The 23,598-nt window shown below is 53.5% G+C and carries 32 protein-coding genes; 27 read left to right on the top strand and 5 right to left on the bottom strand.

Annotated features, from left to right (window positions below):
• Window positions 1–76 precede the first annotated feature (76 nt).
• A complete protein-coding gene (locus tag KNP71_RS03975; RefSeq protein ID WP_214830042.1) occupies window positions 77–1,993 on the top strand; it encodes an LTA synthase family protein in 1,917 nt (638 codons plus the stop codon).
• Between the two features lie 79 nt (window positions 1,994–2,072).
• Here the strand turns inward: KNP71_RS03975 and KNP71_RS03970 are convergent, their stop codons facing one another.
• Window positions 2,073–2,252 (bottom strand): DUF2759 domain-containing protein, encoded by a 180-nt coding sequence (locus KNP71_RS03970; protein WP_021067729.1) that lies wholly within the window; start codon window positions 2,250–2,252, stop codon window positions 2,073–2,075.
• A gap of 157 nt (window positions 2,253–2,409) precedes the next feature.
• Here KNP71_RS03970 and KNP71_RS03965 point away from each other — a divergent pair, with 157 nt between their 5' ends.
• Window positions 2,410–3,030: an MBL fold metallo-hydrolase gene (locus KNP71_RS03965; protein ID WP_131471263.1), complete on the top strand. Its 621-nt coding sequence runs from the start codon at window positions 2,410–2,412 to the stop codon at window positions 3,028–3,030.
• A gap of 37 nt (window positions 3,031–3,067) precedes the next feature.
• Here the strand turns inward: KNP71_RS03965 and KNP71_RS03960 are convergent, their stop codons facing one another.
• The gene (locus KNP71_RS03960) at window positions 3,068–3,331 is read right to left on the bottom strand and encodes a DUF2626 domain-containing protein (RefSeq protein ID WP_021067727.1); all 264 of its coding nucleotides are present in this window, start codon (window positions 3,329–3,331) and stop codon (window positions 3,068–3,070) included.
• A gap of 249 nt (window positions 3,332–3,580) precedes the next feature.
• On the opposite strand from KNP71_RS03960, the gene KNP71_RS03955 reads away from it, so the two are divergent.
• The 13 genes from KNP71_RS03955 to gcvPB all read left to right on the top strand — a co-directional run bounded on the left by KNP71_RS03955 (window position 3,581) and on the right by gcvPB (window position 12,345).
• Window positions 3,581–3,967, top strand: coding sequence for a Spx/MgsR family RNA polymerase-binding regulatory protein (locus KNP71_RS03955; RefSeq protein ID WP_021067726.1), 387 nt, complete (start codon window positions 3,581–3,583; stop codon window positions 3,965–3,967).
• Between the two features lie 61 nt (window positions 3,968–4,028).
• Window positions 4,029–4,832 carry an ATPase, T2SS/T4P/T4SS family gene (locus KNP71_RS03950; protein WP_242678916.1) on the top strand — a complete coding sequence of 268 codons (804 nt, stop codon included), beginning with the start codon at window positions 4,029–4,031 and terminating at the stop codon, window positions 4,830–4,832.
• On the top strand, window positions 4,814–5,791 hold the full coding sequence (locus KNP71_RS03945; protein ID WP_131471261.1) for a type II secretion system F family protein: 978 nt from the start codon (window positions 4,814–4,816) through the stop codon (window positions 5,789–5,791). Before KNP71_RS03950 ends, KNP71_RS03945 begins: the two co-directional genes overlap by 19 nt.
• 17 nt (window positions 5,792–5,808) lie before the next feature.
• Entirely contained in the window at window positions 5,809–6,120 is a 312-nt protein-coding gene (locus tag KNP71_RS03940; protein WP_131471260.1) for a prepilin-type N-terminal cleavage/methylation domain-containing protein, read from the top strand.
• Window positions 6,117–6,554 carry a prepilin-type N-terminal cleavage/methylation domain-containing protein gene (locus tag KNP71_RS03935; protein WP_131471259.1) on the top strand — a complete coding sequence of 146 codons (438 nt, stop codon included), beginning with the start codon at window positions 6,117–6,119 and terminating at the stop codon, window positions 6,552–6,554. Before KNP71_RS03940 ends, KNP71_RS03935 begins: the two co-directional genes overlap by 4 nt.
• A complete protein-coding gene (locus KNP71_RS03930) occupies window positions 6,541–6,777 on the top strand; it encodes a hypothetical protein (RefSeq protein ID WP_131471258.1) in 237 nt (78 codons plus the stop codon). The genes KNP71_RS03935 and KNP71_RS03930 overlap by 14 nt, the downstream gene beginning before the upstream one ends.
• Window positions 6,713–7,195 (top strand): prepilin-type N-terminal cleavage/methylation domain-containing protein, encoded by a 483-nt coding sequence (locus KNP71_RS03925; RefSeq protein ID WP_165569415.1) that lies wholly within the window; start codon window positions 6,713–6,715, stop codon window positions 7,193–7,195. The genes KNP71_RS03930 and KNP71_RS03925 overlap by 65 nt, the downstream gene beginning before the upstream one ends.
• On the top strand, window positions 7,195–7,473 hold the full coding sequence (locus tag KNP71_RS03920; protein ID WP_021067719.1) for a hypothetical protein: 279 nt from the start codon (window positions 7,195–7,197) through the stop codon (window positions 7,471–7,473). Before KNP71_RS03925 ends, KNP71_RS03920 begins: the two co-directional genes overlap by 1 nt.
• Window positions 7,466–7,951, top strand: coding sequence for a shikimate kinase (locus tag KNP71_RS03915; protein ID WP_236355692.1), 486 nt, complete (start codon window positions 7,466–7,468; stop codon window positions 7,949–7,951). Before KNP71_RS03920 ends, KNP71_RS03915 begins: the two co-directional genes overlap by 8 nt.
• Entirely contained in the window at window positions 7,948–8,286 is a 339-nt protein-coding gene (locus KNP71_RS03910; protein WP_021067717.1) for a hypothetical protein, read from the top strand. The genes KNP71_RS03915 and KNP71_RS03910 overlap by 4 nt, the downstream gene beginning before the upstream one ends.
• Before the next feature lie 147 nt (window positions 8,287–8,433).
• Window positions 8,434–9,507: a glycine cleavage system aminomethyltransferase GcvT gene (gene gcvT / locus KNP71_RS03905; RefSeq protein WP_214830040.1), complete on the top strand. Its 1,074-nt coding sequence runs from the start codon at window positions 8,434–8,436 to the stop codon at window positions 9,505–9,507.
• A 25-nt stretch (window positions 9,508–9,532) separates the two neighbouring features.
• Window positions 9,533–10,870: an aminomethyl-transferring glycine dehydrogenase subunit GcvPA gene (gene gcvPA, locus KNP71_RS03900; RefSeq protein WP_029595265.1), complete on the top strand. Its 1,338-nt coding sequence runs from the start codon at window positions 9,533–9,535 to the stop codon at window positions 10,868–10,870.
• On the top strand, window positions 10,870–12,345 hold the full coding sequence (gcvPB, locus tag KNP71_RS03895; protein WP_021067714.1) for an aminomethyl-transferring glycine dehydrogenase subunit GcvPB: 1,476 nt from the start codon (window positions 10,870–10,872) through the stop codon (window positions 12,343–12,345). The genes gcvPA and gcvPB overlap by 1 nt, the downstream gene beginning before the upstream one ends.
• An 87-nt stretch (window positions 12,346–12,432) precedes the next feature.
• Here the strand turns inward: gcvPB and KNP71_RS03890 are convergent, their stop codons facing one another.
• Window positions 12,433–12,807 carry a rhodanese-like domain-containing protein gene (locus tag KNP71_RS03890; protein ID WP_081637957.1) on the bottom strand — a complete coding sequence of 125 codons (375 nt, stop codon included), beginning with the start codon at window positions 12,805–12,807 and terminating at the stop codon, window positions 12,433–12,435.
• Window positions 12,808–12,977: 170 nt separating this feature from the next.
• On the opposite strand from KNP71_RS03890, the gene mntR reads away from it, so the two are divergent.
• Window positions 12,978–13,406: a transcriptional regulator MntR gene (gene mntR / locus KNP71_RS03885; protein WP_021067712.1), complete on the top strand. Its 429-nt coding sequence runs from the start codon at window positions 12,978–12,980 to the stop codon at window positions 13,404–13,406.
• A gap of 179 nt (window positions 13,407–13,585) precedes the next feature.
• The gene (gene hpt, locus KNP71_RS03880; protein WP_029595267.1) at window positions 13,586–14,113 is read left to right on the top strand and encodes a hypoxanthine phosphoribosyltransferase; all 528 of its coding nucleotides are present in this window, start codon (window positions 13,586–13,588) and stop codon (window positions 14,111–14,113) included.
• A 35-nt stretch (window positions 14,114–14,148) separates the two neighbouring features.
• On the opposite strand, the gene KNP71_RS03875 is transcribed toward hpt, so the two are convergent.
• Window positions 14,149–14,562, bottom strand: a complete 414-nt coding sequence (locus KNP71_RS03875; RefSeq protein ID WP_021067710.1) for an SA1362 family protein — start codon at window positions 14,560–14,562, stop codon at window positions 14,149–14,151.
• Window positions 14,563–14,578: 16 nt separating this feature from the next.
• Entirely contained in the window at window positions 14,579–15,523 is a 945-nt protein-coding gene (locus KNP71_RS03870) for a DUF1385 domain-containing protein (protein ID WP_214830038.1), read from the bottom strand.
• Between the two features lie 142 nt (window positions 15,524–15,665).
• Between KNP71_RS03870 and aroQ the strand changes: the two genes are divergently transcribed.
• From aroQ to KNP71_RS03820, 10 genes are all read left to right on the top strand, one after another.
• Entirely contained in the window at window positions 15,666–16,103 is a 438-nt protein-coding gene (gene aroQ / locus KNP71_RS03865) for a type II 3-dehydroquinate dehydratase (RefSeq protein ID WP_021067708.1), read from the top strand.
• Window positions 16,099–17,166, top strand: a complete 1,068-nt coding sequence (locus KNP71_RS03860) for a M24 family metallopeptidase (RefSeq protein WP_031200299.1) — start codon at window positions 16,099–16,101, stop codon at window positions 17,164–17,166. Before aroQ ends, KNP71_RS03860 begins: the two co-directional genes overlap by 5 nt.
• Before the next feature lie 29 nt (window positions 17,167–17,195).
• Window positions 17,196–17,762: an elongation factor P gene (efp, locus tag KNP71_RS03855; RefSeq protein ID WP_021067706.1), complete on the top strand. Its 567-nt coding sequence runs from the start codon at window positions 17,196–17,198 to the stop codon at window positions 17,760–17,762.
• Between the two features lie 112 nt (window positions 17,763–17,874).
• Window positions 17,875–18,330: an acetyl-CoA carboxylase biotin carboxyl carrier protein gene (gene accB / locus KNP71_RS03850; RefSeq protein WP_021067705.1), complete on the top strand. Its 456-nt coding sequence runs from the start codon at window positions 17,875–17,877 to the stop codon at window positions 18,328–18,330.
• Window positions 18,331–18,337: 7 nt separating this feature from the next.
• Window positions 18,338–19,681, top strand: coding sequence for an acetyl-CoA carboxylase biotin carboxylase subunit (gene accC, locus KNP71_RS03845; RefSeq protein WP_021067704.1), 1,344 nt, complete (start codon window positions 18,338–18,340; stop codon window positions 19,679–19,681).
• Window positions 19,682–19,793: 112 nt separating this feature from the next.
• Complete coding sequence (nusB, locus tag KNP71_RS03840; RefSeq protein WP_021067703.1) at window positions 19,794–20,177, top strand: transcription antitermination factor NusB; 384 nt, start codon at window positions 19,794–19,796, stop codon at window positions 20,175–20,177.
• Between the two features lie 88 nt (window positions 20,178–20,265).
• Window positions 20,266–21,102 (top strand): bifunctional methylenetetrahydrofolate dehydrogenase/methenyltetrahydrofolate cyclohydrolase FolD, encoded by an 837-nt coding sequence (gene folD, locus KNP71_RS03835; RefSeq protein WP_021067702.1) that lies wholly within the window; start codon window positions 20,266–20,268, stop codon window positions 21,100–21,102.
• The gene (xseA, locus tag KNP71_RS03830; RefSeq protein WP_029595271.1) at window positions 21,095–22,444 is read left to right on the top strand and encodes an exodeoxyribonuclease VII large subunit; all 1,350 of its coding nucleotides are present in this window, start codon (window positions 21,095–21,097) and stop codon (window positions 22,442–22,444) included. The genes folD and xseA overlap by 8 nt, the downstream gene beginning before the upstream one ends.
• Window positions 22,413–22,643: an exodeoxyribonuclease VII small subunit gene (gene xseB, locus KNP71_RS03825; RefSeq protein ID WP_029595272.1), complete on the top strand. Its 231-nt coding sequence runs from the start codon at window positions 22,413–22,415 to the stop codon at window positions 22,641–22,643. The genes xseA and xseB overlap by 32 nt, the downstream gene beginning before the upstream one ends.
• On the top strand, window positions 22,640–23,518 hold the full coding sequence (locus KNP71_RS03820; RefSeq protein WP_021067699.1) for a polyprenyl synthetase family protein: 879 nt from the start codon (window positions 22,640–22,642) through the stop codon (window positions 23,516–23,518). Before xseB ends, KNP71_RS03820 begins: the two co-directional genes overlap by 4 nt.
• Window positions 23,519–23,598 lie beyond the last annotated feature (80 nt).

The following is a 23,598-nucleotide window of genomic DNA, read 5'->3' as shown; positions in this document are numbered from 1 at the left end:
ATTGGACTTATAAAAAAATAGGGGGACGCGAATCAGTTGATCTCGTCGCCCGTTGAACAGAGGAGGAGGCCGTCAGATGAAGTCATCTCAGAGCTTCTCGAAGCTTACTATGCGACTGAATGATACGGTCCGCGCTTCGTTTCATGAATATCGGTTATTTTGGATTTTCTCGCTATTACTTTGGACGAAGACGTACGTAGTTTACCAATTTTTCTTCAATATCCCGATTGAAAACACCGCTCAGGCATTCATTCTGCTGATCAACCCGATCAGCTCCACTCTATTCCTATTCGCGTTCAGTTTCTTCTTTAAAGGAAATAAGCAGAAATGGGTCTTGTACATGCTGTATGCCGCAGCATCGTTCATCTTGTTTGCGGATGCCGTTTATTACCGCGAGTTTACCGACTACTTGACGATGCCGGTCATCTTGCAACCGTCGAACATGGAGACGTTGTCGACATCGTTCACGTCACTGTTGGAATGGAAAGATTTGATTATCCTCGGGGACGTGCTCGTCTTGCCGTTCATCCTATGGCGCATCAACGCGACAGCGACGGCTGCCTCTCATCGGAGAGCGCTCGTGACATTCGCGACGGCCGTCGTCGTGTTCTTGTTCAACTTGTCGCTCGCTGAAACAGAGCGTCCGGAACTGTTGACTCGTTCGTTCGACCGGGAACTGTTGGTCAAGAATATCGGGACGTTCAACTTCCACGTCTACGATGCGATGCTTCAAACGAAAACGTCGGCCCAGAAGGCGATGGCTGACGGGTCAGAACTCGCCAAAATCGAGAAGTACACCCGTCAACACTATGCAGCACCGAACCCGGACTACTTCGGGAAGTATAAAGGCAAGAACGTGGTCGTCGTCTCGTTCGAGTCGGCCCAAAACTTCACGCACAACATGAAAGCGTCGAACGGCGAGTACATCACGCCGAACTTGAACAAACTGATCGAAGAGTCCCACTACTGGCCGAACTATTACCATACGGTCGGCCAAGGGAAGACGTCGGATGCCGAGTTCGCACTCGACAACTCGCTATACGGACTTCCGCGTGGTGCCGTCTACTTCACGAACGCCGATAATGAGTATCAGGCACTCCCTGAATTGATTAAGGAAGACAATTACTACTCGGCCGTGTTCCATGCGAACAACAAATCGTTCTGGAACCGGGACTTGATGTATAAAAACATCGGCGTCGACCAGTTCTTCGATGAGAAGAGCTATGACCTCGGCAACCCCGAGGACATGACGGAGTGGGGACTGCTCGATGACAGCTTCTTCGAACAGTCGATTCCGATGCTCGAAGAGCTGCCGGAACCGTTCTATGCGAAGTTCATCACGCTCACGAACCACTTCCCGTACACGATGCCGAGCGAGGACTACGAACTCGTGCCGAAATTCGAGACGAGTTCGACGACTCTCAACAACTTCCCACAAGCGCTCGCGTATCAAGATTATGCGCTCGGCTTGTTCATCGACGAGTTGAAGGCGAACGGCATGTGGGACGACACGATTTTCGTCGTCTACGGTGACCATTACGGAATCTCGACGAACCATAACGACGCCATGGCCGACTTGCTCGGCAAAGACGAGTTGACGCCATACGACGTCGCCAAGCTCCAGTCCGTCCCGTTCGCGGTTCATCTACCGGGACAAGACAAAGGTGAAGTGCACGAGACGATCGGCAGTCATGTCGACATGAAGCCGACGATCTTGCACTTGCTCGGGATCGACACGTCGGACACGGTAGGTTTCGGAAGTGACTTGTTATCGGAAGACCGGACGAGCCGCGCCATCTTCCGGGATGGCACCGTCATCACCGACGAATACGTCTGGACGCAATCGACATGCTATGACGCTTCGAGCGGTGAAGTCGTTGAGGACGTCTCGCTCTGTGGACCGGATAGCGCAGAAGCAGAGAAGATTCTCCAAATGAACGATGATTTGATTTACTCAGATTTGCTCCGCTTCAAAGAGCAGACCGAACAATAACAAATAGCGCCGTCCCGCTTAGCCGGGACGGCGCTATTTGTTATACAAAAAAAGACGACCAGAGTCGTCTTCGTGCTCATTAGCTTGGGATTCCACCGTAAATCAATGTCGCGACGCCGAAAAATCCGAATACGAGTACAGTGACCGCGGCGAAAGCAAGTGGAAAGAATTGGCGCTTCTTAAACGAACGGGCCATTCCCCAGATTGCAACGAGTGCAACGATGAGCGAGATCCATCCAAATGGTTCATACAAATGCATGACGAGTTCCCCCTTTATTATACGTCATGAAATTCATAAAAATTTCACTGAAATATCATTATTATTTTATCCGATAATGTAGACGCTGTCGAGAAAAGAAAGCCTCCGCTACAATTTTGCCACAATATCGATTAGAATGATGGGGGAGGTGTTCTGGATGAACATAGTAAGAATCACATCGGGCCTGGCCCAAGAGAACGGATACGTGCTCGAAAAAGAAGGCACGGTCCTCATCGTCGACCCGGGCACGGATGACCCGAAATTCTTCGAGGCAGTGGAACGATTCGGTGGCTTGAACGCCATTCTGTTGACACATGCCCACTTTGACCATATCGGGGGAATCGATGCCTTGCGTGACCGTTACAACGTCCCGGTCTACGTCCATGAAGCGGAACGGACGTGGCTGATGGACGACGAGAAGAACGGGGCGGCGAAGTTTCATCTGCCAAGTGCGGCGATGCGACCGGCCGAACGGATCTATCAAGGCAAGACGCTCGAAATCGGTGCGTTCTCCATCGAGTTGCATCACACGCCGGGTCATTCGCCGGGCAGCGTCACGCTTCACTTCCCGACCGAACGCATCGCCTTCTGTGGGGATTTGATTTTCAAACAGTCGGTCGGACGGACCGATTTGTACGGTGGTGACCAAGCGACGTTGCTTGGATCGATCGATCGCATGCGTCAGTTATTACCGGGTGAAACGGTGCTCTATTCAGGTCACGGGCCGAAGACGACGCTCGAGGCCGAGATTCGGACGAATCCGTTTTTCGACAGATAACTAAAAAAAGATTGTCTCACGAGGAGACAATCTTTTTTTACATTTGGAAGTTACTCCAATACGTGAAGACGACGAAGAAGACAGTCAAATAAGCGCCGAACACGTATACATACGTTTTTTCAGTGAGTTTCAAGTAGCCTAGTGCGACGAAGAAAATAGTTTGAGCTAAAAAGACAAGACCCATTACGACGAAGTCACCACTATGTTCGCTACTGCTTTGATCTCCACCGAGTGCGCCTACGAAAGCAAGCGCCGCGATCAACCCAGTCCAAAAGCCTAGGACACGGAACATTCTCGCCATGTTAATCCCCCCATACGTGCATTATTCCATTCTCATTCACTATTTTACCAACACATTCAGAAAAATGCTATGAAAACGTGTGAATTGAGCAAAATAATCGTGAAAAATATGTGAAATAAAAACGTTGGACAAGGTTGTACAAAAAAATAAAAAAACTTGTACAAACTATGTACAAAACGGGTATAAGGTTGTATAATCAACTTACACACATCGAACGAATCGTTCCACACATTATGAGGAGGTATTGAAATGGCAAATGAATTGATGTTCTACACGTACCCGAGCTGTACTTCATGCCGTAAGACGAAAGCGTTTTTACAGGAGCAGCACCTTGAGGTAAGCGAGCGCCATATCTTCCGCAACGCCCCGACCGTGGACGAATTGAAGACGCTATTGGCACTGAGCGAAAACGGAGTCGACTCGCTTCTCGCAACGAGAAGTCAGGCGTTCAAGCAATTAGACATTGACGTCGAAGATTTAAAGCTGAGCGAGTTGCTCAAGTTGATGAGCGAAAATCCGAAACTATTGAAACGCCCGATTTTGACGGATGGCAACGAAGTCATTGTCGGTTATGACAAGGCGACAATCGAGGCGTATGCCCGCCGTTTCGAATCGACAACTGCAAACGTTTCATGACGCAAGTCCACTTTCCAACGAGTGGGCTTTTTTTTATGCTCATGTTGAGGTGGCGGAGATGATGCGAATAATTGAGCGAGTGATTGATGCGGCACGTACGTTGCAGGCAAGTGATGTCCATTTCATGCCGTTAGGGGACGAGGTGATGATTCAAGTACGGCATGGGGCACACTTGCAACGATTGGAGATGATGACACATACAGACTATGAACGATTGACCTTGCATATGAAGTATTGGTGCTCGTTGACGGAAACAGATCATCGCGTGCCCCAGTCCGGTATGTACGCCGGGTCAGTTGAGGCAATCCGGGTCACTTTCCTACCATCGTTCGACCGAACGCTCATGTCGTGGCGGCTTCCGAACGCCTCGTTCCATTTAGCGGAGTTGTTAGATGACAAGGACGTCCATCGGTTCAACGAATGGTCGACGTTGCGGCAAGGTCTGCTCTTAATCGGGGGCGCGACCGGGGCGGGGAAGACGACCGTCCTATATGCGTTCTTACAAAGTTTGGCCGGTCGACGCATCGTCACGATTGAGAACCCTCCGGAGAAGCAAGTGCCGGGCGTGATTCAACTCGAAGTCAATCCGAAAGCGGGACTCGACCATCGCACGTTGCTGAAAGAGACGCTCCGGGCCGATCCGGATGTGATTGTCATCGGAGAAATCAGGACGAGTGAGGAGTTGAGGGTGGCGCATGATGCGGCACTCAGCGGTCATATGACGATTGCGACGTTCCATACGGCGAGTGTGACAGATGGCGAACGGCGACTCGAACAGCTCACGGGGAAGATGGAAGTCGCACGGCATTGGTGCATCCTGCACCGGGAAGACGAGGTGAGCTGTACGTGGTCCGAGACCAATTGAGCAGGGAGTTGGCCATCATTCGCCGCTTCCTCAGACTCCAGTCACGTGGAGTCGGGTTGAAGAAGACGTTCGAGACGCTCGAACTGCATGAACGTGGAAAAATGAAACTAGTCATCCGTGAGATGCGGAATCAACTTGAGCAAGGACGCTCGCTCGCCAACGTGTTCGAGGGACTCGTCACCGACCCGAGGATGCGAGAGATGCTCGTCACAGCCGAACGGGGTCATCATTTTTTGGAAGGGCTTGAGCAAGTGCTCGTCTTATCGACGATGCGCCGCAATCTACGGCAAGAACTCAGCCAGTTGGCACGGTACCCGCTCGTGATTTTGACGATGCTGCTCGGGCTCGGTGCGATTTACGCCCTGTATATCTTCCCAAAGCTGTTGACGATGGTAGAGGTCGATACGCTCGATGGGCTGAACGCGATTCTTCTGTCGCGATGGTTTTTCCCAGGTCTGTTCGTCGGATTGCTCGTGACTGGGGCCGGCCTCTATTGGAACGGCCGACGCGGCCGACTCGTGCCGCTACGTGTCGTCGAGAGAGGTAGACGCCTGTACGTGACGTACTTGTTCGTCAGTGAGTTAGCCTTGTTGAGTGAAGGACAGGGTTCGGTCCGTCACATCATCGAGCGGCTGTCACGAGGAGACGGTGAGGTGGCGAGCATCGCGAGACGGATGCATGAGCGCATGTCGGCCGGGTGCGAACTCGAGGCGGCGGCGCGGCAAGAGCGTTTGCTCGAGCATGAAGTCGTCAGTCTGTTCGGCGTCGGGACGGTGAGCGGGGAGCTCGGATCAATCATGATGATTCATCGGGATCTCGTGTTCGAAGAGATGGAGCTGTATTGGAAGCAGCTGATCGCCAAGGCCGAACCGATGTTATACGGATTTTTAACGGTGATGGTCACGATGATCTTTTATACGATTTATTTGCCGGTCAAACTAATCATGTCTCAACTATGACAAGGAGGAATCTGATTATGACACGCTTCAAATCAGAACAAGGATTCACGCTCGTCGAAATGGCCGCCGTCTTGCTAATTATCTCGGTGTTGCTCTTGCTCCTCGTCCCGTCGATGTCAGACGGGAAGTCACGAGCGGACAGCGTCAGTTGCGAGGGCAGTGTGCGCATCGTCGAGTCCGAAATCAATTTGTATTACGCGGAACATAAAGCGTACCCTGAGACGTTAGTGGCGATCGACCGTGCCACGACTGAGAGTCCGCTCGAATACAGTTGTCAGTCGTTCGTGTACACGTATGCGCCGACGACCGGTACGTTGACGAAACAGTGAGGCGAGACGGCTATACGTTAATCGAGACGGCGGCCGTCCTCGTCATTTTGGCACTCCTGCTCCTCATGGCGACCCCGGTCGTCCGGTCGATGGACCGGTTGGCATTATTCGATTTCACGGAGGCGCTCGTGAGTGACATCGCCGAAGTGGGACAAGCGCCCTACGTCGCCGCCGACGGCTCGTGTGTGCCGCGTTTACGTTGGTATCTCAAAGAACGGCGCTACCAAATCGCTTGCGGGACGACACCAATCGTGTCCCGCGTGGTGCCGGAAGGGGTCGATCTGAGTTTGCCGACCAATAGTGAAATCGTCTTTTCACGCACGGCAGCGACGTATGCGGGACAGTGGAAGTTCTATTCAGGAACGACGATGGTGACGTTGAAATTCAGGATGGGGACGTACGAGCCGGAGGTGTTGCGCGTTGAAGGGAAATGAGCAAGGAGTCACGTTTTGGGAGATTTGCCTCAGTCTGGCGCTCTTACTGGCTTGGGTCGGTGTCGTTGCCCCATTCATCGAGGCGGCGACGGAACGGGTCGAGCGCCTCGAGACGACCGTCCGTAAGTATGAACGGCTCCAAGGGGAGGTGCTGCGCGATGCCGCGAACCCGAGCGGACGCCAAACAATCTGTGACGGCGACCTTTGCCTGCCGACGCTTTGATTCGGGCTTCACCTTGCTCGAAGTGAGTCTCACGATGTTGATCATCCCGCTCTTCATCGGGCTGATGGTCCACTTCCTCGTCCTCGGACAAGCATTTTATGAACAACCTCGGGCGAAAGTTCAGACGACGCCGCAACTGATGGTGCGGAAACTGTTCGAGAGCCGCGATTGTGACGTCGTGTCGGGCCGTCTCGTCGGTACGCACGTGCGCCCGGACGGGACGACATGGACGTGGACGCTCAAACAAATCGACCGGAACTTGGTCATGGTCGGAGACGGGGGAGGGAATTTGCTATTTTTAAGAGGAATCGAGGCGTACCGGGTCGAACCGGTAGGGGAAGGTTTTCGAATTCAATGGAACGATGCGACCGGGCCGCGCGAGAAGAACGTGATGTGCATGCGCGCGGATACTTTGTGATGTCGACGTTAATCGTATTGACGTGGTTACTCGGCGGGGCGATGTTTTGGTATACTGATATCGAACGAAGCACTGAACAATTGGCGCTCGATGCCTTGGCGATTCGCTTCGAGGCTCACGTGATGGTGGCGGAGCGGACGTGCGGGTCGACCGCGGTCGCGTTGACGAGACCGACCGGCACGATCCAATGCCGTCCGCTCGGCACTGGGACGATTGAGGTCGACGTACGCCTTCAGACCGGTGAACGACATAAAGAGGTGATTTATTTCGATGACTAAACCGTTTTACATCATTGGATTTATGGGTACAGGTAAATCAAGCTTAAAACAATATCTTGCAAAATCGAATCACGTCATCGATTTGGACGAGTTGTTTGAAACACATACCGGTATGGACATCCCGGCATATTTCGATCGTTACGGCGAAGCAGCGTTTCGGCTCCAAGAGAGTCGACTGTTACAAAATGCGCGCGCTGACTATATCGTGACGGGCGGAGGGATTGTTGAACGGGAAGCGAATATGGAATGGATGCGAGAGCAAGGTGTCATCATCACGCTCGACTTGCCGTTTGAAGCTTGTTGGGAACGGATTAAAGACTCGGACCGTCCACTCGTTCGTAACGGAAAAGCGGCCGTTCATGCATTGTACGAACGTCGTCGACCGCTCTATGCGCGCGCAAATCACGTGCTTGACGCTTCGCTCTGCACAGAGGCCATCGCGCATACATTGAATCAGTTGAAGGAGGTAGAAGGATGATTTGGATTAATCTTGGGATTATCGTACTCGCACTTGTCGGGCTCGGCTTGTATGGCTTCTTATTGTACCGTAATAAAATGAAGGCAGACCTTCGTCGCGTGAAGCGCTTGACGGAACGGTTCCAAATCCGTGCCGACGTCATCCAAGGGCTCGTCAATGAGATTAAACAACACGTGGATACGGTCAATGCATCGGTGAAACAGATGAAAGCCTATTCGGTGAAAGTGAAGGACGAGACGATGGAGCTGAAACAAGCGACCGTCGGCTTGACGAAAGAAATTAAACGGACCGCTGGAATCGAACGCCCAGACGTTTCCACTGAGACTAAAATATGAAATAATGAGGATGAAAACGTTTTCGTTTTCCATCCTCTTTATTTTTGCCCATTTTGGCTAGGCAGAGCCGCAAAAAATTGATAAAGTGGAATAGAAAACGAAATATTTCACGAAATACATTATTTACGTTCGGGATTGGGGGATAATATGGAGAAAGTATCGTTAAAACGTACGCCTTTATATGATTTGATTTCCGTAAAGGCGAAGATGGTGGATTTTGCGGGGTTTGAGATGCCGATCATGTTCTCATCGATTAAAGAAGAGCATCAAGCGGTTCGCAACAACGTCGGGATGTTCGATGTGTCACACATGGGGGAGATTCGCATCGAAGGACCGGATGCGCTCGAGAACGTGCAACGTCTTGTCACGAACGATGTGTCAAAATTACAGATCGGTCAGGCGCAGTATAATCTGTTCTGTTTACCGAATGGCGGTGTCGTCGACGACCTGCTCGTCTATCGACTTGATGAAGATGCATTTTGGCTCGTCGTCAACGCCTCGAATATCGAAAAAGATGTGGCGCACGTCCGTGAATATGTCACAGGGGACGTCACAGTGACGGATGAGTCGAACGCCTATGGTCAAATCGCCATCCAAGGACCGATGGCTGAACAAGTGCTCGGCCGTTTGACGGATTTGCCGCTGGCCGACATCAAGTTTTTCCGGTTCATGACCGGCGACGTGGCCGGCGTGTCGACCATCGTTTCACGCAGTGGCTATACGGGGGAGGACGGGTTTGAATTGTATGCCCGCGCCGAAGACGTAGCCGCAATTTGGTCAGCGTTAGAAGCTGAAGGCGTCACGCCATGCGGGCTCGGCTCGCGTGACACGCTCCGATTTGAAGCGTGCCTCCCGCTCTATGGGCACGAGCTCGATGAGACGGTCACTCCGTTCGAGGCGAACTTGAACTTTGCCGTCAAACTCGATACTGAGTTCATCGGTAAGGACGCCCTCGTGGAGCAAAAAGAAGACATCCCGCGCCGATTGATCGGCTTGCGTCTGCTCGGGCGTGGTATCGCTCGTCAAGGCGCGACGGTCGAAGTTGACGGAGAGACGATTGGTGTTGTCACGACTGGTACGATGCCGCCGACGGTGAACGAATCAATTGCCTGGGCGCGCGTCGATCGCCGTTTCGCGGAGGCGACACACTTTATCGTTGAAGTTCGGGGTAAAAAAATAGAAGCCGAACGTGTACCGACACCGTTTTATAAACGTAAATGAAACAGGGGGATTCAGCATGAATAGAATGGAGTTTCGTTATTTACCGATGACAGAGCAAGATGAGCGTGACATGTTGCAGACGATTGGCGTAGAGTCGATTGAAAACCTACTCGAGGATATTCCAGCATCGCTCCGGGAGACGGCTTCTTTAGCGGCCATCGGTGCGCCGCTTCCGGAAGTTGACCTCGTTCGTCATATGACGAAGCTGGCTGAGAAAAACGTGCACACGAAATCGACTCCGAGTTTCCTCGGGGCCGGGATGTACGATCACCTCTCTCCGAGCGTCATGAACCATATGCTTCTCCGTTCCGAGTTCTATACTGCTTATACGCCATATCAACCTGAAATCTCGCAAGGTGAACTCCAAGCGATGTTCGAGTTCCAAACGATGATTTGCGAATTGACGGGGATGGACGTGGCCAACTCGTCAATGTATGACGGAATCACTGCCCTCGCTGAAGCAACGTATCTGGCGAGTGCCCATACGAAGAAAAAACGTGTCGTCGTATCAGGAGCGGTCCATCCGGAAGCGAAGGATGTCATCCGAACATACGCCGGTGGGCCAGGGCTCACGGTCGAATATACGGACGTGAGTGCGGGAGTGACCGATATATCTGACATCGATTTGACGGACGCCTCGTGTCTCGTCGTCCAATATCCGAACTTCTTCGGTCGTGTCGAGGACTTGTCAGCCCTCGCGAAAGCAGCGCACGACGCCGGCGCCTTGTTCGTCGTGTCGAGCAATCCGCTCGCGCTCGGTATTCTGGAATCACCGGGTGCGCTCGGTGCCGACATCACAGTCGGTGACGCCCAACCGTTCGGAATCCCGCAAAGCTTCGGCGGTCCTTCATGTGGATACTTCGCCGTCAAACAAGCACTCATGCGCAAACTTCCAGGCCGCCTCGTCGGTCAAACGGTCGATGAGGATGGGAAGCGCGGTTTCGTCTTGACGCTTCAGGCCCGTGAACAACACATCCGTCGTGACAAAGCGACGTCAAACATCTGCTCGAACCAGGCGCTCAATGCGCTCGCGGCATCAATCACGATGTCTGCCCTCGGGAAGTACGGGATTCGTGACATGGCCGTCCGTAACATTCAAACGGCCCATTACATGAAAGAAGCACTCAAGACTGCTGGATACACGGTAATCGATGAAGGGCCGATGTTCAATGAGTTCGTCGTCGACTTCGGAGTCGACGCGGAAGATGTGTCGCGTCATCTGCTCGAGGCCGGCATCATCGGCGGCTTGCCACTCGGCTCGTATGAGACAGAACGGCAGACGCAAATGTTGCTCTGTGCGACGGAGCTTCGGACGAAAGAAGAAATCGATCAATTTGTTGAAGTGGTTGGGGGGATGAAGTGATGCAACACGAACAAACATTAATTTTCGAAGTGTCACGTGCAGGACGAACGGGCTATAACTTGCCGACACCGACCGTGCCGGAAGTCGATTTGGACACGCTCTTACCGGCTTCGATGATCCGTCAAGAAGCGGCCGAGCTTCCGGAAGTATCGGAACTTGATGTCGTCCGCCATTATACGTCGCTGTCGACACGCAACCACGGTGTCGATTCCGGCTTCTATCCGCTCGGCTCGTGCACGATGAAATATAACCCGAAAGTGAATGAAGATATGGCCCGCCTCCCTGGCTTCGCCCATATCCATCCGTTGCAGCCGGTCGAGTCGATTCAAGGGGCGCTCGAGCTCATGGTCGACCTGCAAGAACAACTTGCCGAAATCACCGGCATGGACGAAGTGACGCTTCAACCGGCAGCCGGGGCCCATGGAGAATGGACCGGTCTCATGCTCATTAAGGCGTTCCACCATCACAACGGTGATATGGAGCGGACAAAAGTACTCGTGCCGGATTCGGCACACGGAACGAACCCGGCCTCGGCCGTCGTCGCCGGTTTCGAGACGGTGACCGTCAAATCAGATGAGCGTGGGCTAGTCGATTTGGAAGACTTGAAGTCAAAAGTCGGGGCCGATACGGCAGCGCTCATGCTGACGAACCCGAATACACTCGGTTTGTTCGAGGCCGACATTTTGGAGATTGCCAAAGTCGTCCACGAGGCCGGCGGCAAACTTTATTACGACGGAGCCAACTCGAATGCGATTTTAGGGATCGCCCGTCCTGGGGATATGGGCTTCGACGTCGTCCACTTGAACTTGCATAAGACGTTCACGGGCCCGCACGGTGGTGGCGGTCCAGGATCTGGACCGGTCGGAGTGAAGCGCGACTTGATTCCGTATTTGCCGACGCCGATTGCGCGCCGTGCCGAAACGGGCTTCACGCTCGATTATGATCGTCCGCAATCGATTGGCCGCATCAAACCGTTCTATGGCAACTTCGGGATTAACGTCCGCGCCTACAGCTACATCAAAACGATGGGTGCGGAAGGGTTGACGCGTGTCTCACGCGAAGCGGTATTGAACGCCAACTATATGTTCGCCCGCTTGAAAGATGCGTTCGATGTGCCGTACGATACGTTCTGCAAGCATGAGTTCGTCTTGTCTGGAAAACGTCAAAAAGCGCTCGGCGTGCGTACGCTCGATATCGCCAAACGATTGCTCGATTTCGGCTACCATCCGCCGACGATTTACTTCCCGCTCAACGTCGAGGAGTGCATCATGGTCGAACCGACGGAGACGGAATCGAAAGAGACGCTCGACGCATTCTGCGACGCGATGCTCCAAATCGTCAAAGAGGCAGAAGAGAATCCGGAAATCGTTCAGACGGCCCCGCATACCACGGTCGTCAAACGACTCGACGAGACGCTCGCTGCTCGCAAGCCGGTGCTCAAATACGAACGACGCCAACCGTCGTCCATCAATTGAAACCGAACCCGTTCGCTATAAGCGAGCGGGTTTTTTGGCGCAAAAAAACGTCCATCTCCGCTAGAAGGAGTGGACGTAGTGAGCGGGTCAGTCTTTTTTGACTTTCCCTTTCCAGTTTTTGAAGCCGCCGTCGAGCATGTAGATGTCCGTATAACCATTTTTCATGAGCAGCTTGGCCGCTTGGTTCGTACGTGACTTGCCTTGGCAATACATGAGGATCGGTTGATCTTTGCGAAGTTCTTTCATGCGCAGTTTCATTTGTCCGACCGGGATGTTACGGGCGCCGACGATGTGGCCTCCCTTGTACTCGTTCGGTTCACGGACGTCGATCAATTGACCTTTACGGAGCGATGCACGGAACTCTTCTTGCTTCATTTTCTTCAAACCGCGAGCCGGCAAGAAACGCCAGACGATGTATGCGATGAGCGCAGCCCATAGGATGATGACGAGGATAGTTTCGATTCCCATTGATGTTCTCCCTTTCTCTATTAAGTTTCACCAACATCCATTATAAAGAATTTAAGGTCATGAGACAATGATTGACTGATGGATTTCCCCGTTCTGCTTTCGGTTTCTAAATGGTTGCGTTAAAATAGAGATTGCAGAACGGAACATAAGGGGAGGCTATGCCCATGCCGACACCGAGTATGGAAGATTACTTAGAACGAATTTATTTGCTGATGGTGGAGAAAGGATACGCTCGCGTATCCGATATCGCCGAACATTTAGGGGTGCATCCCTCCTCTGTCACGAAAATGGTGCAAAAGCTCGACCGGGAAGACTATTTGATTTATGAGAAATATAGAGGTCTCATGCTGACGAACAAAGGCCAGAAAATCGGGAAACGGCTTGTCGAACGGCATGCGATGCTCGAGTCATTTCTACGCTTGATTGGCGTCGACGAAGCTCACGTCTATGAGGATGTCGAAGGGATTGAGCACCACTTAAGCTCAAATACGCTCGACTGTATGACCCAATTCGTCGAATTTTTCGAAGACAAACCGGAACTGATGGCACAGTTTCGTGCGTTTCAAGAGGTGAACCGCTCTGAAGACGAGTGAATGTAAACGACCGCGACCGATGAATCGAATCGGAAACGGTCGTTTTTTACGTAAATCTAACCTAAAACCGAACGATGACTTCATATTTTTCAAGTAAAGTCTATTTTTAAGCCGTTTTTATGATAGAATGGGTGCTGGTAAGAAAGATTAGGGGGTGACGGCGAACAATCGCCGACATTATGGATATTCAAATCAAAGGGAAACTGTTTGACGAAGCGCAGATTAAACAACGTGTGGCGGAACTCGCCCAACAAATCGAACGCGATGCGGCAGGGACACCGATCGTCCTCGTGGCCGTCTTAAAAGGGTCGCTCGTCTTCGCAGCCGACTTGATGCGCGAGATGACGGGCAGTGTCCAACTCGACACGGTCGCGACGTCGTCATACGGGAAGAAATCGGTCTCGAGTGGGAACGTCCAACTCCGTAAAGATTTAGATCTCGATGTCGAAGGAAAGTACGTCGTCATCATCGAGGACATCATCGATACGGGACAGACGCTCAAATTCTTATGCCAGCACATGACGTTACATCAACCGGGAGAATTGAAGATTTGTACACTTCTCGATAAACCGGCCCGCCGGCTCGTCACGTTGGATGCGGACTATGTCGGTTTCGAGATTCCAGATGAATTCGTCATCGGGTATGGCATCGATTATGCCGAACAGTACCGCAATCTGCCGTACATCGGCTTCGTCGAGACAGAATGAAAAACGAACCAGGCCGGATATGGCCTGGTTCGTTTTCACATATTGGCTTTCTTTTTCTTCTTGCCTTTCTTGCCTTCGATGACGGTCAAGTGAGGGGCGTCACTGCGATGCGCCGAGCGGGTCGGACGCTTCGACAGTTTCGTCACGTTCGAACTGGGTTTCACTTTCTTCTTGGCCGCAGTGGACGGCTTGACTTTCGGATTCGCACCTGGGCGTTGCATTCGTTTTTTCGAGGCTTGAGCGGTCTTCCGGTAACGCATATCCTCAGCCGAAATTTTCGGCGCCATGAACACTCGATAAATCACATAGAAAATCAACCCGAAAATCCCGATGAAGAGCAACTGTCTGAACAATCGACCAGGGTCGGTCGCGAGCATATGTCCGACACCGATGAAGCCTAAGATGAACACGATCGTGGCTGCGGTCGAGCCGATTCTTTGTCTGATCATGGTGCTTTCCTCCTCTTTATCCCTCTCTTTGCACGGCCGGTTGACCTAGTTCTGAACGTTCCCATGTCTCGAACGCCTCGATGGCGACACGGATTTGTTCGTCATTCGGTTCGCGCGTCGTCAACAATTGTAAAGACAACCCAGGCTTGCCGAGAACGGACAAGAAGCGATGTTCACGGAAGCGGTTTGTGAATTGGAGCACCTCGAATGAGATGCCGATGACCACTGGCAACAAAGCGATGCGGCTGACGAGTCGGACCCAGAGGGGGTCGATCGGGACGATCATGTAAACGCCGATGCCGACGAAAACGGTGAATAGGATGAAACTCGATCCACAGCGATAGTGGAGACGTGAGCTTGCCCGAACGTTATCGACGGTAATCGGTCGTCCGGACTCATAACAGGTGATCACCTTGTGCTCGGCCCCGTGATATTGGAACACGCGCCGGATGAGTGGCGTCAAGGAAATCAAATAAAGGTAACTGAGCAACAATACTAATTTTATTCCCCCTTCGAGGAGGTTTTGAATCACATGACCGGACAATGCGGGCACGCTTTGGAACATGGCGGCGAGAAGGGCCGGGGTGACGTTGAAAATCAGCTTCCCGAACACGTATGAGATGACGCCGACGATGGCGATTATGACGACCATCAAGATGTTCTGTTTTTTCTCTTCTGGTTTCGTTGCCTCGTCCTCACTCGGGTCGACGTCATAACGATCGCTTGCGAACGTCATATGGGCCGAACCATTTTTGAGTGATTCGTATAGCGCGACCACACCACGCAGGAATGGGATTTTTTTTAACGATTGGACCCACGGGACGAGAATGCGGGGCTGCTGGAACGTCTCGATAGACCCGTCTTTCCGTCGAATCGCCGAAGCGCTCTCGGCGCGTCCTTGAAACATGACGCCTTCCACGAGCGCCTGGCCACCGACGGGAATCATTGGTTTAGTTTTCATGTCATTTCCTCGATTCCTACAGTTATATAGTTGAATTATACCGTGATTCACGTAAAAAACGAAACCTCACGAACGTCGATTGTCGCACGAACCGTTAAATTTGTTACAATAGAGGCGACTTGACGAACAGGGGGGGAGACTTGTGCATATACTCGTCTTAAATGGACCGAATTTGAATCTGCTCGGGAAGCGGGAACCGGACGTATACGGGGACGTCTCGTTGAAGGGATTGACGGCGGAGCTATTGCTCGCCGCCCCGGAGGATGTTCAGTTGACGTTCGTCCAATCCAACCATGAAGGCGAACTGATCGACGCGCTCCATGAAGCGTACGATTATGCGGGGGTCATCTTTAATGCGGGGGCGTACACGCATACGTCGATTGCGCTCCGTGATGCCATCGCCGCCATCAAAGCCCCGGTCGTCGAAGTACATATCTCGAACGTGCATGCACGGGAGTCGTTTCGTCATGAGTCGAAACTTGCCGCCGTTTGTCTCGGTGTCATCAGCGGTTTCGGCTTGACGAGCTATACGCTCGCGTTGCAGGCATTGCTCGTACATTGGAGGAATCGACATGATTGAACGGGTCAACAAACTGCAAGGTCAGCTAGAAGCGAACGGCATCGACGGATTGCTCGTGACGAAACGGGAAAACATCCGCTACTTATCTGGTTTCACCGGGTCGAGCGGTGTCCTCGTAATCACGGCGCAGTCGGCGAGCTTCATCACGGATTTCCGCTACACGGAACAAGCCGCTAGCCAAGTAAAAGGCTTCGACATCATCGAGCATAAGACGTCGCTCATCAAGTCGGTGGCGGAAGTCGTGACAGAGCAAGCGGTGAAGCGCCTCGGCATCGAACAAGATGACATGACGGTCGGCCAGTTCCGGACGTATGAAAAAGAAGTCGCAGCCGAGCTCGTCGAGACGTCAGGTATCGTCGAAAAGCTACGCTTGATTAAGGATGAGTCAGAGATTAAGATAATGAAGGAAGCCGCGGCGATTGCGGACGCGGCGTTTGCGCACATCCAGACGTTCATCCGTCCAGGGCGGACCGAAAAAGAAGTCGCGAATGAACTGGAAATGTTCATGCGGGCCCAAGGTGCGGACTCATCTTCGTTCGATATGATCGTTGCGTCAGGGCATCGTTCGGCATTGCCGCACGGTGTGGCCAGCGACAAGGTCATCGAGGCGGGAGAACTCGTGACGCTCGATTTCGGTGCCTACTATCAAGGATACTGCTCGGATATCACACGTACGCTCGCTATCGGGGACATCTCGGACGAGTTGCGCACGATTTACGATACGGTGCTCCGGGCTCAACTCGCAGGTGTCGAGGGCACGAAAGCTGGCATCACGGGAATCGAGGCGGACGCATTGACGCGTGACGTGATTAAAGACGCGGGCTACGGTGAGTACTTCGGACATTCGACAGGCCACGGTCTCGGTATGGAAGTGCATGAGGCACCAGGCTTGTCATTCCGTTCGGAGACGGTGCTCGAGCCGGGGATGGTCGTCACGATCGAACCGGGTATCTATATCGCCGGGATCGGCGGTTGCCGCATCGAGGATGACGTGGTCGTCACGGAGACGGGCAACATCCGTCTCACGCAGTCGCCAAAAGAGTTAATTACGATTGAGGCTTGAGTCTCAGCTCATTTTAGGAGGAAATCAACATGGTATCAGTAAACGATTTAAAAACAGGCTTAACGGTCAAGACGTCTGACGGTTCGATTTGGCAAGTCATCGAATTCCAACACGTCAAGCCAGGTAAAGGCGCGGCCTTCGTCCGCACGAAAATGCGTAACTTGCGCACAGGCGCGATTCAAGAGACGACGTTCCGTGGTGGCGAGCGCATCGAACGTGCGCACATCGAACGGAAACGCATGCAGTACCTCTATCCGATGGGCGATACGTACGTGTTCATGGACACAGAGTCGTATGAACAGCTCGAATTGACGGGCGAGCAAGTGAAAGCGGCGCTCCCGTACATGCTCGAGAACATGGAAGTAAGTATCGCTGACTACGACGGTGAGATTCTCGGAATCGAGCTTCCGACGACGGTCGTCTTGACGATTGTCGAAGCCGATCCAGGCGTCAAAGGCGACACGGCATCGAACGTGAAGAAAAACGCGACTGTCGAAACAGGCCACATCATTCAAGTGCCGCTCTTCATCGAGCCAGGCGAAAAAGTAACGGTCGACACGCGCACAGGCGAGTTCACGGGCCGCTATAACGGGTAAACCAAGGGTGTCCATTCTTCGGAATGGGCCCTTTTTTTGTCGTTGCATTCACTGGTCTGACCAGTTATAGTAGAGTAGAGATTAGTACCAGGTATAAACAGGGGGTTATTTCATGCAAATCGAACACATTAAAGAGCTGATCACATTACTCGATCAGACGTCCGTTCACGAGATGGAACTCGAGACGCCGGAGTTTAAACTATCATTGAAAAAAGAAGCGGCCCCGCAATTCGCCGCTACTCATACACCGATCGTGCACGCGGCCCCGGTCGCAGCACCTGCGCCAGTCGTCGAGACAGAACAAGAGGCGGCACCAACACCTGCGCCGAGCAACTTGCGCACGATCACGTCACCGATGGTCGGGACGTTCTATTCGCGTCCGGCACCGGACAAAGACGCTTACGTTCAAGTCGGCGACCGCGTCGAAGCCGGACAGGTCGTCTGTATTTTAGAAGCGATGAAATTGTTCAATGATGTCGAGACGGAAATCAGCGGGGAAATCGTCGAGATCCTCGTCGCAGATGGCGATTTAGTCGAATACGGCCAAGCGCTCTTCAGCGTGAAGTGAGGTATGTATGAAACTACTCATTGCTAACCGTGGAGAGATTGCGGTCCGCATCATCCGGGCCGCGAAAGAGTTGAATATCCCGACGGTCGCTGTCTTCTCGGAAGCGGACCGCGAGGCGTTGCACGTCCGTCTTGCCGATGAGGCATACTGCATCGGACCGAACCCGTCGAAAGACTCATATTTGAATATCCCTAACATCTTGTCGGTCGCTTGCGCGGTCGATGCGACGATGATTCATCCAGGTTATGGATTCTTAGCCGAGAACGCCGAGTTCGCCGAAATGAGCGAGGCGTGCGGCATTCAGTTCGTCGGACCGAGTAGCTATGCGATTCGGAAGATGGGCATCAAGGACGAGGCGAAACGAACGATGATCGAATCGGGCGTTCCGGTCGTCCCGGGGTCGAGTGGTGTCGTCACCGACGAGGAAGCGATCGAACTCGCCCGCGAGATTGGATATCCGGTCATCATCAAGGCGACGGCCGGAGGCGGAGGACGTGGAATCCGTGTCGCCTTCGACGAGTCTGAGCTCGTGAAAGGGCTCACCGACACACGTAAAGAAGCGAAGCAGGCGTTCGGCAACGGCGACGTCTATTTGGAGAAATACATTGAGTCGTTCCGCCACGTCGAGGTGCAAGTGCTCGCCGATCAATACGGCAACGTCATCCACCTCGGGGAGCGGGACTGTACGATTCAGCGCCGGATGCAGAAGTTGGTCGAGGAAGCGCCGTCTCCGGCAATCGATGAGACGACCCGTCAAGCGATGGGCGACGCAGCCGTGAAAGCGGCCAAAGCGATTCAGTATTCGGGTGCGGGTACAATCGAGTTCATTTACGTACCGGAAGTGAACGAGTTTTACTTCATGGAGATGAACACGCGAATCCAAGTCGAACACCCGGTCACCGAAATGATCACCGGCTTCGACCTCGTCCAAGCACAACTCGAAGTCGCGCTTGGCCATCCGCTTGCCATCAGCCAGGCAGACATCAAATTTAGTGGTCACTCGATCGAATGTCGCATCAATGCGGAAGATCCGTTTGCAGATTTCCGTCCGATGGCCGGGAAAATCGATCAGTATATCGTTCCTGGCGGCATGGGCGTCCGGGTCGACAGCGGTCTCTATGCCGGTGCCGTCATCCCGCCGTTCTATGATTCGATGGTGGCGAAGCTGATCGTCCATGCCCCGACGCGGGAAGAGGCGATCGCGAAGATGCTTCGCGCCCTCGACGAGTTCACCGTATCGGGCATCCACACGACGATCCCGTTCCATCAACAAGTCATGGCCCATGAACGTTTTCGAACAGGGGCGTTCGACACGAAATTTGTCGAAAAAGAAATGACGCTCACGAAATGACCTTGACCAGGAAGCCCGAACATTATTTGGGCTTCCTGGTTTTTTGTACTGAATTTATGGAGGCTTTATGCTAAACTATCACAATGAAAGCATGCAAAAGGAGAGTATCTGAATGAAACGTCATGAAGCACGGGAAAAAGCGATTCAAACGCTTTTTCAAATCGAAGTATCAAAACTTGAGGTAGACGAGGCCATCGAATTTGCCCTCGATGGCATGGAGTCGGATCCATTCTACGAACAACTCGTCGTTGAGACGTTAGAAAAGAAAGATGAGATTGACGAATTGCTCATCGAAAACTTGAAAAACTGGAGACTCGATCGTCTCGGAAATGTCGAGCGGACGATTCTTCGCATGGCGACGTACGAGTTGCTCTACGTCGAGACGATTCCGGACAAAGTGACGATCAACGAGGCGGTCGAACTCGCCAAATCGTTCGCCGATGAAGAAGCGGCCAAGCTCGTCAACGGCGTGCTCGGTAACATCATCAAAGCGTAAGCGAAGACAAGCATTACGGTCTGTTAAACAAATAGAGAAGACACCACACCAACTACAGAGAAACCTAAGACAACGGGGGATGAGAGAGATGGCAGTAGTGATCGACGGGAAACAAATCGCAGCATCATATCGGGAGACGTTAAAGGAACGGGTCAGTGCGCTGCGCGCACGCGGCATCGTACCGAAACTGAAAGTCATTTTAATCGGGGATGATCCGGCGAGCCACAGCTACGTCCGGGGGAAAGAACGGGCAGCGGCTGACATCGGCATCGATTCGCAAGTGATTCGCTTCGATGACACGATTTCAGAACGTGAAGTGCTCGAACTGATTGATTCGATGAACGCGGACGACGAGTTGCACGGTATTCTCGTGCAGTTGCCGTTGCCGAAGCATATCGATGAGAATCGCGTCATTATGCGCATCTCACCGGACAAAGACGTGGATGGGTTCCATCCGACGAACGTCGGGAAGATGATGCTCGGTCTCGAGACGCTATTGCCATGTACACCGCACGGGATTCTGCACCTCGTCAAGACGCAAACCGACTTGGTCGGCAAGCACGTCGTCGTCGTCGGTCGCAGCCAAATCGTCGGGAAACCGGTCGGGATGCTGTTCTTGAACGAATCCGCGACCGTGACCTACTGCCATTCGAAGACGAATGATCTCGGGGCGATGACACGGCAGGCCGATATTTTGATTGTCGCCGTCGGTCGGGCCGGTCTCGTCACAGCTGACATGGTCAAACCTGGGGCGATCGTCATCGATGTCGGTGTCAACCGCGTCGACAGTCGTCTCGTCGGGGACGTCGACTTTGCAGGTGTCCGTGATGTCGCGAGCGCCATCACCCCTGTTCCGGGTGGTGTCGGCCCGATGACGATTACGATGCTCATGCACAACACGGTCGAGGTCGCCTCCCGTGGCTAATCCGATTCAAGTTTCCGAAGTCGTCCGCTACGTGAAGCGACAGCTCGACGATGACCCGATTCTGCAACAACTTGCCGTCATCGGCGAGATTTCGAACTTCAAACGGTACGCCTCCGGGCACTGTTATTTTACCCTCAAAGACGAATCGTCGCGGATGAAGGCGGTCATGTTCTCTCGTGACGCCCAGACGCTCAACTTCGAACCGAAAGACGGGATGAATGTGATCGTCGTCGCCCGCGTGACGATGTACGAGTCGACAGGCGACATCCAGCTGTACGTCGAACTGATGCGACAGGACGGCATCGGGATGTTGTTCGAACGGTATGAGGCACGAAAACGTGAACTCGAGGCGAAGGGATGGTTCGCAGCGGAACGGAAACGTCCGCTGCCGGCCTTCCCGGAGCGAATCGGGATTATCACTTCGCCGAAAGGCGCGGCCCTCCACGATATCGCCACGACACTCAGACGACGTGCGCCGCACGTGGCCATCACGTTCGCGCCCGTCGCCGTCCAAGGCGATCAATCCGCCCCGCAAGTGGCGAGCGCGATTCGGTGGATGAACGAACGCACCGATTGCGACGTGTTAATCGTCGGCCGAGGTGGCGGGTCGATTGAAGAGTTATGGGCGTTCAACGAGGACGTCGTCGTCGAAGCGATTCACGAATCTAGGATTCCTGTCATCTCGGCCGTCGGGCACGAGACCGATTTCACGTTGGCTGACTTTGTCGCCGACGTGCGGGCCGCGACACCAACGGCGGCGGCAGAGCTCGCGACAGCGACGATCGAGGCGCAACGAAAAGACGTCGAACGGTTGACGGCCCAGTTGACCCGGTCCGTCACGAATCAGATGTCCTCGATTCGGGAACGGCTCGGTCGGGCGACGAACAGTTACGGCTTAAAGTCGCCCCGCTTCACGCTCACACAAAAGCGGGAGCGGTTCGAACAAGCCGAGATTCGGCTCGAACAAGGTGTCACGAAACAAGTGACACATGCCAAACATCGCCTTGCCCAGTCCCGACAACAGCTCGATGTCCGAAAGCTGGCGCAGACGCTTCGTCGCAACGAGGAGACACACCGACAATTCGACGGTCGCCTCAAGCGCATCCGCCCACTCGAACGACCGACGGACCGCTTTGCAGCCCAAGTCGGTCGCTTGAACGCGGTCAGTCCTCTCGCCGTGCTCGCTCGAGGATATACGTTGATTGAGCAGGATGGGACGTACGTGAAAGATGTCAAACAACTACATGACGGCCTGGTGACAATCCGGTTTCGGGATGGCCAAGCCGTTGCGGAAGTGAAGGAGAGACATGATGGCGAAACAACAAGCAGAACAGACGTTTGAAGCGGCACTCGCCCGCCTCGAGGAAATCGTGACGCAACTCGAGACAGGAGAAGTCGCCCTTGAAGAAGCGATGACCCTCTATGAGGAAGGTGTCCGCTTGTCGGCACTCTGTCAGGCCAAATTGACGGCCGCGGAACAGAAGATGGACGAGATTCTCGAACTCGACGGGACGCTCCGTGAAAAGGGTGGCACCGTATGAGCGCGCAAGCCTATCTTCAAGAGTGGAAACAGGAAGTCGAGACGGCGACACGCCGTCTCATTGACGCGTCGTCGATGCCGGACCGTTTGTTCCAATCGATGACGTACTCACTCGAGGCAGGGGGGAAACGGATTCGTCCGGCTCTCCTTTATGCCGTCCTCGATACATACGGACGTCCGCGGGCGCTCGGTCATGAAGCGGCCGTCGCTCTCGAGATGGTCCACACGTACTCCCTCATCCACGACGACCTTCCGGCGATGGATGATGACGACGTAAGGCGTGGGCGTCCGACGAATCACCGTCAGTTCGATGAGGCGACCGCGATTCTCGCAGGCGACGCCCTATTGACGGACGCGTTTCGGATTCTGGCCCATGCGGAGCTCGAACCAGTGAAGAGCGTCGCGCTCATCGCCCGCTTCAGTGAAGCGGCCGGTAGCGCCGGCATGGTCGGTGGTCAGCTCGATGACATGCTCGCCGAAAAACGCGCCGGCGTGTCGCTGTCGACCTTGCAATCGATTCATGAGCGAAAGACGGGGGCACTGCTCGTATATGCCCTCGAAGCAGGCGCGATTTTGGCGGACACCCCATTGGCGGACCGACAGGCGCTCGTTCGCTTCGGGAAACATCTCGGTGTCGCCTTCCAAATCCAAGACGATATTTTAGACGTCGAAGGAGACGAGGCGCTCATCGGGAAGCGGGTCGGTTCGGACGAAGGCAACGATAAAGCGACGTATCCGAAACTGCTCGGGCTCGATGGGGCGAAGCAAGCGCTCGAACGGGAAGTCACGGAAAGTGAGGCTGCATTGGCCGAACTATCGGTCGAGGCCCCCCGTTTACGAGAGCTTCTCGACTTCGTCGTGCAGCGCAATCATTAATCTCGGTGACACGATGAGCACATCGTGTCACCTTTGTTTTTGTGAATGTATAGCATCTATGGACACATTCTTGTAAAATG

The organism is Exiguobacterium sp. s56 (genome assembly GCF_018618255.1).
GTDB lineage: Bacteria > Bacillota > Bacilli > Exiguobacteriales > Exiguobacteriaceae > Exiguobacterium > Exiguobacterium chiriqhucha.
Note: the sequence above shows the minus strand (reverse complement) of the source record. Positions and strands in the feature narration are given on the sequence as shown.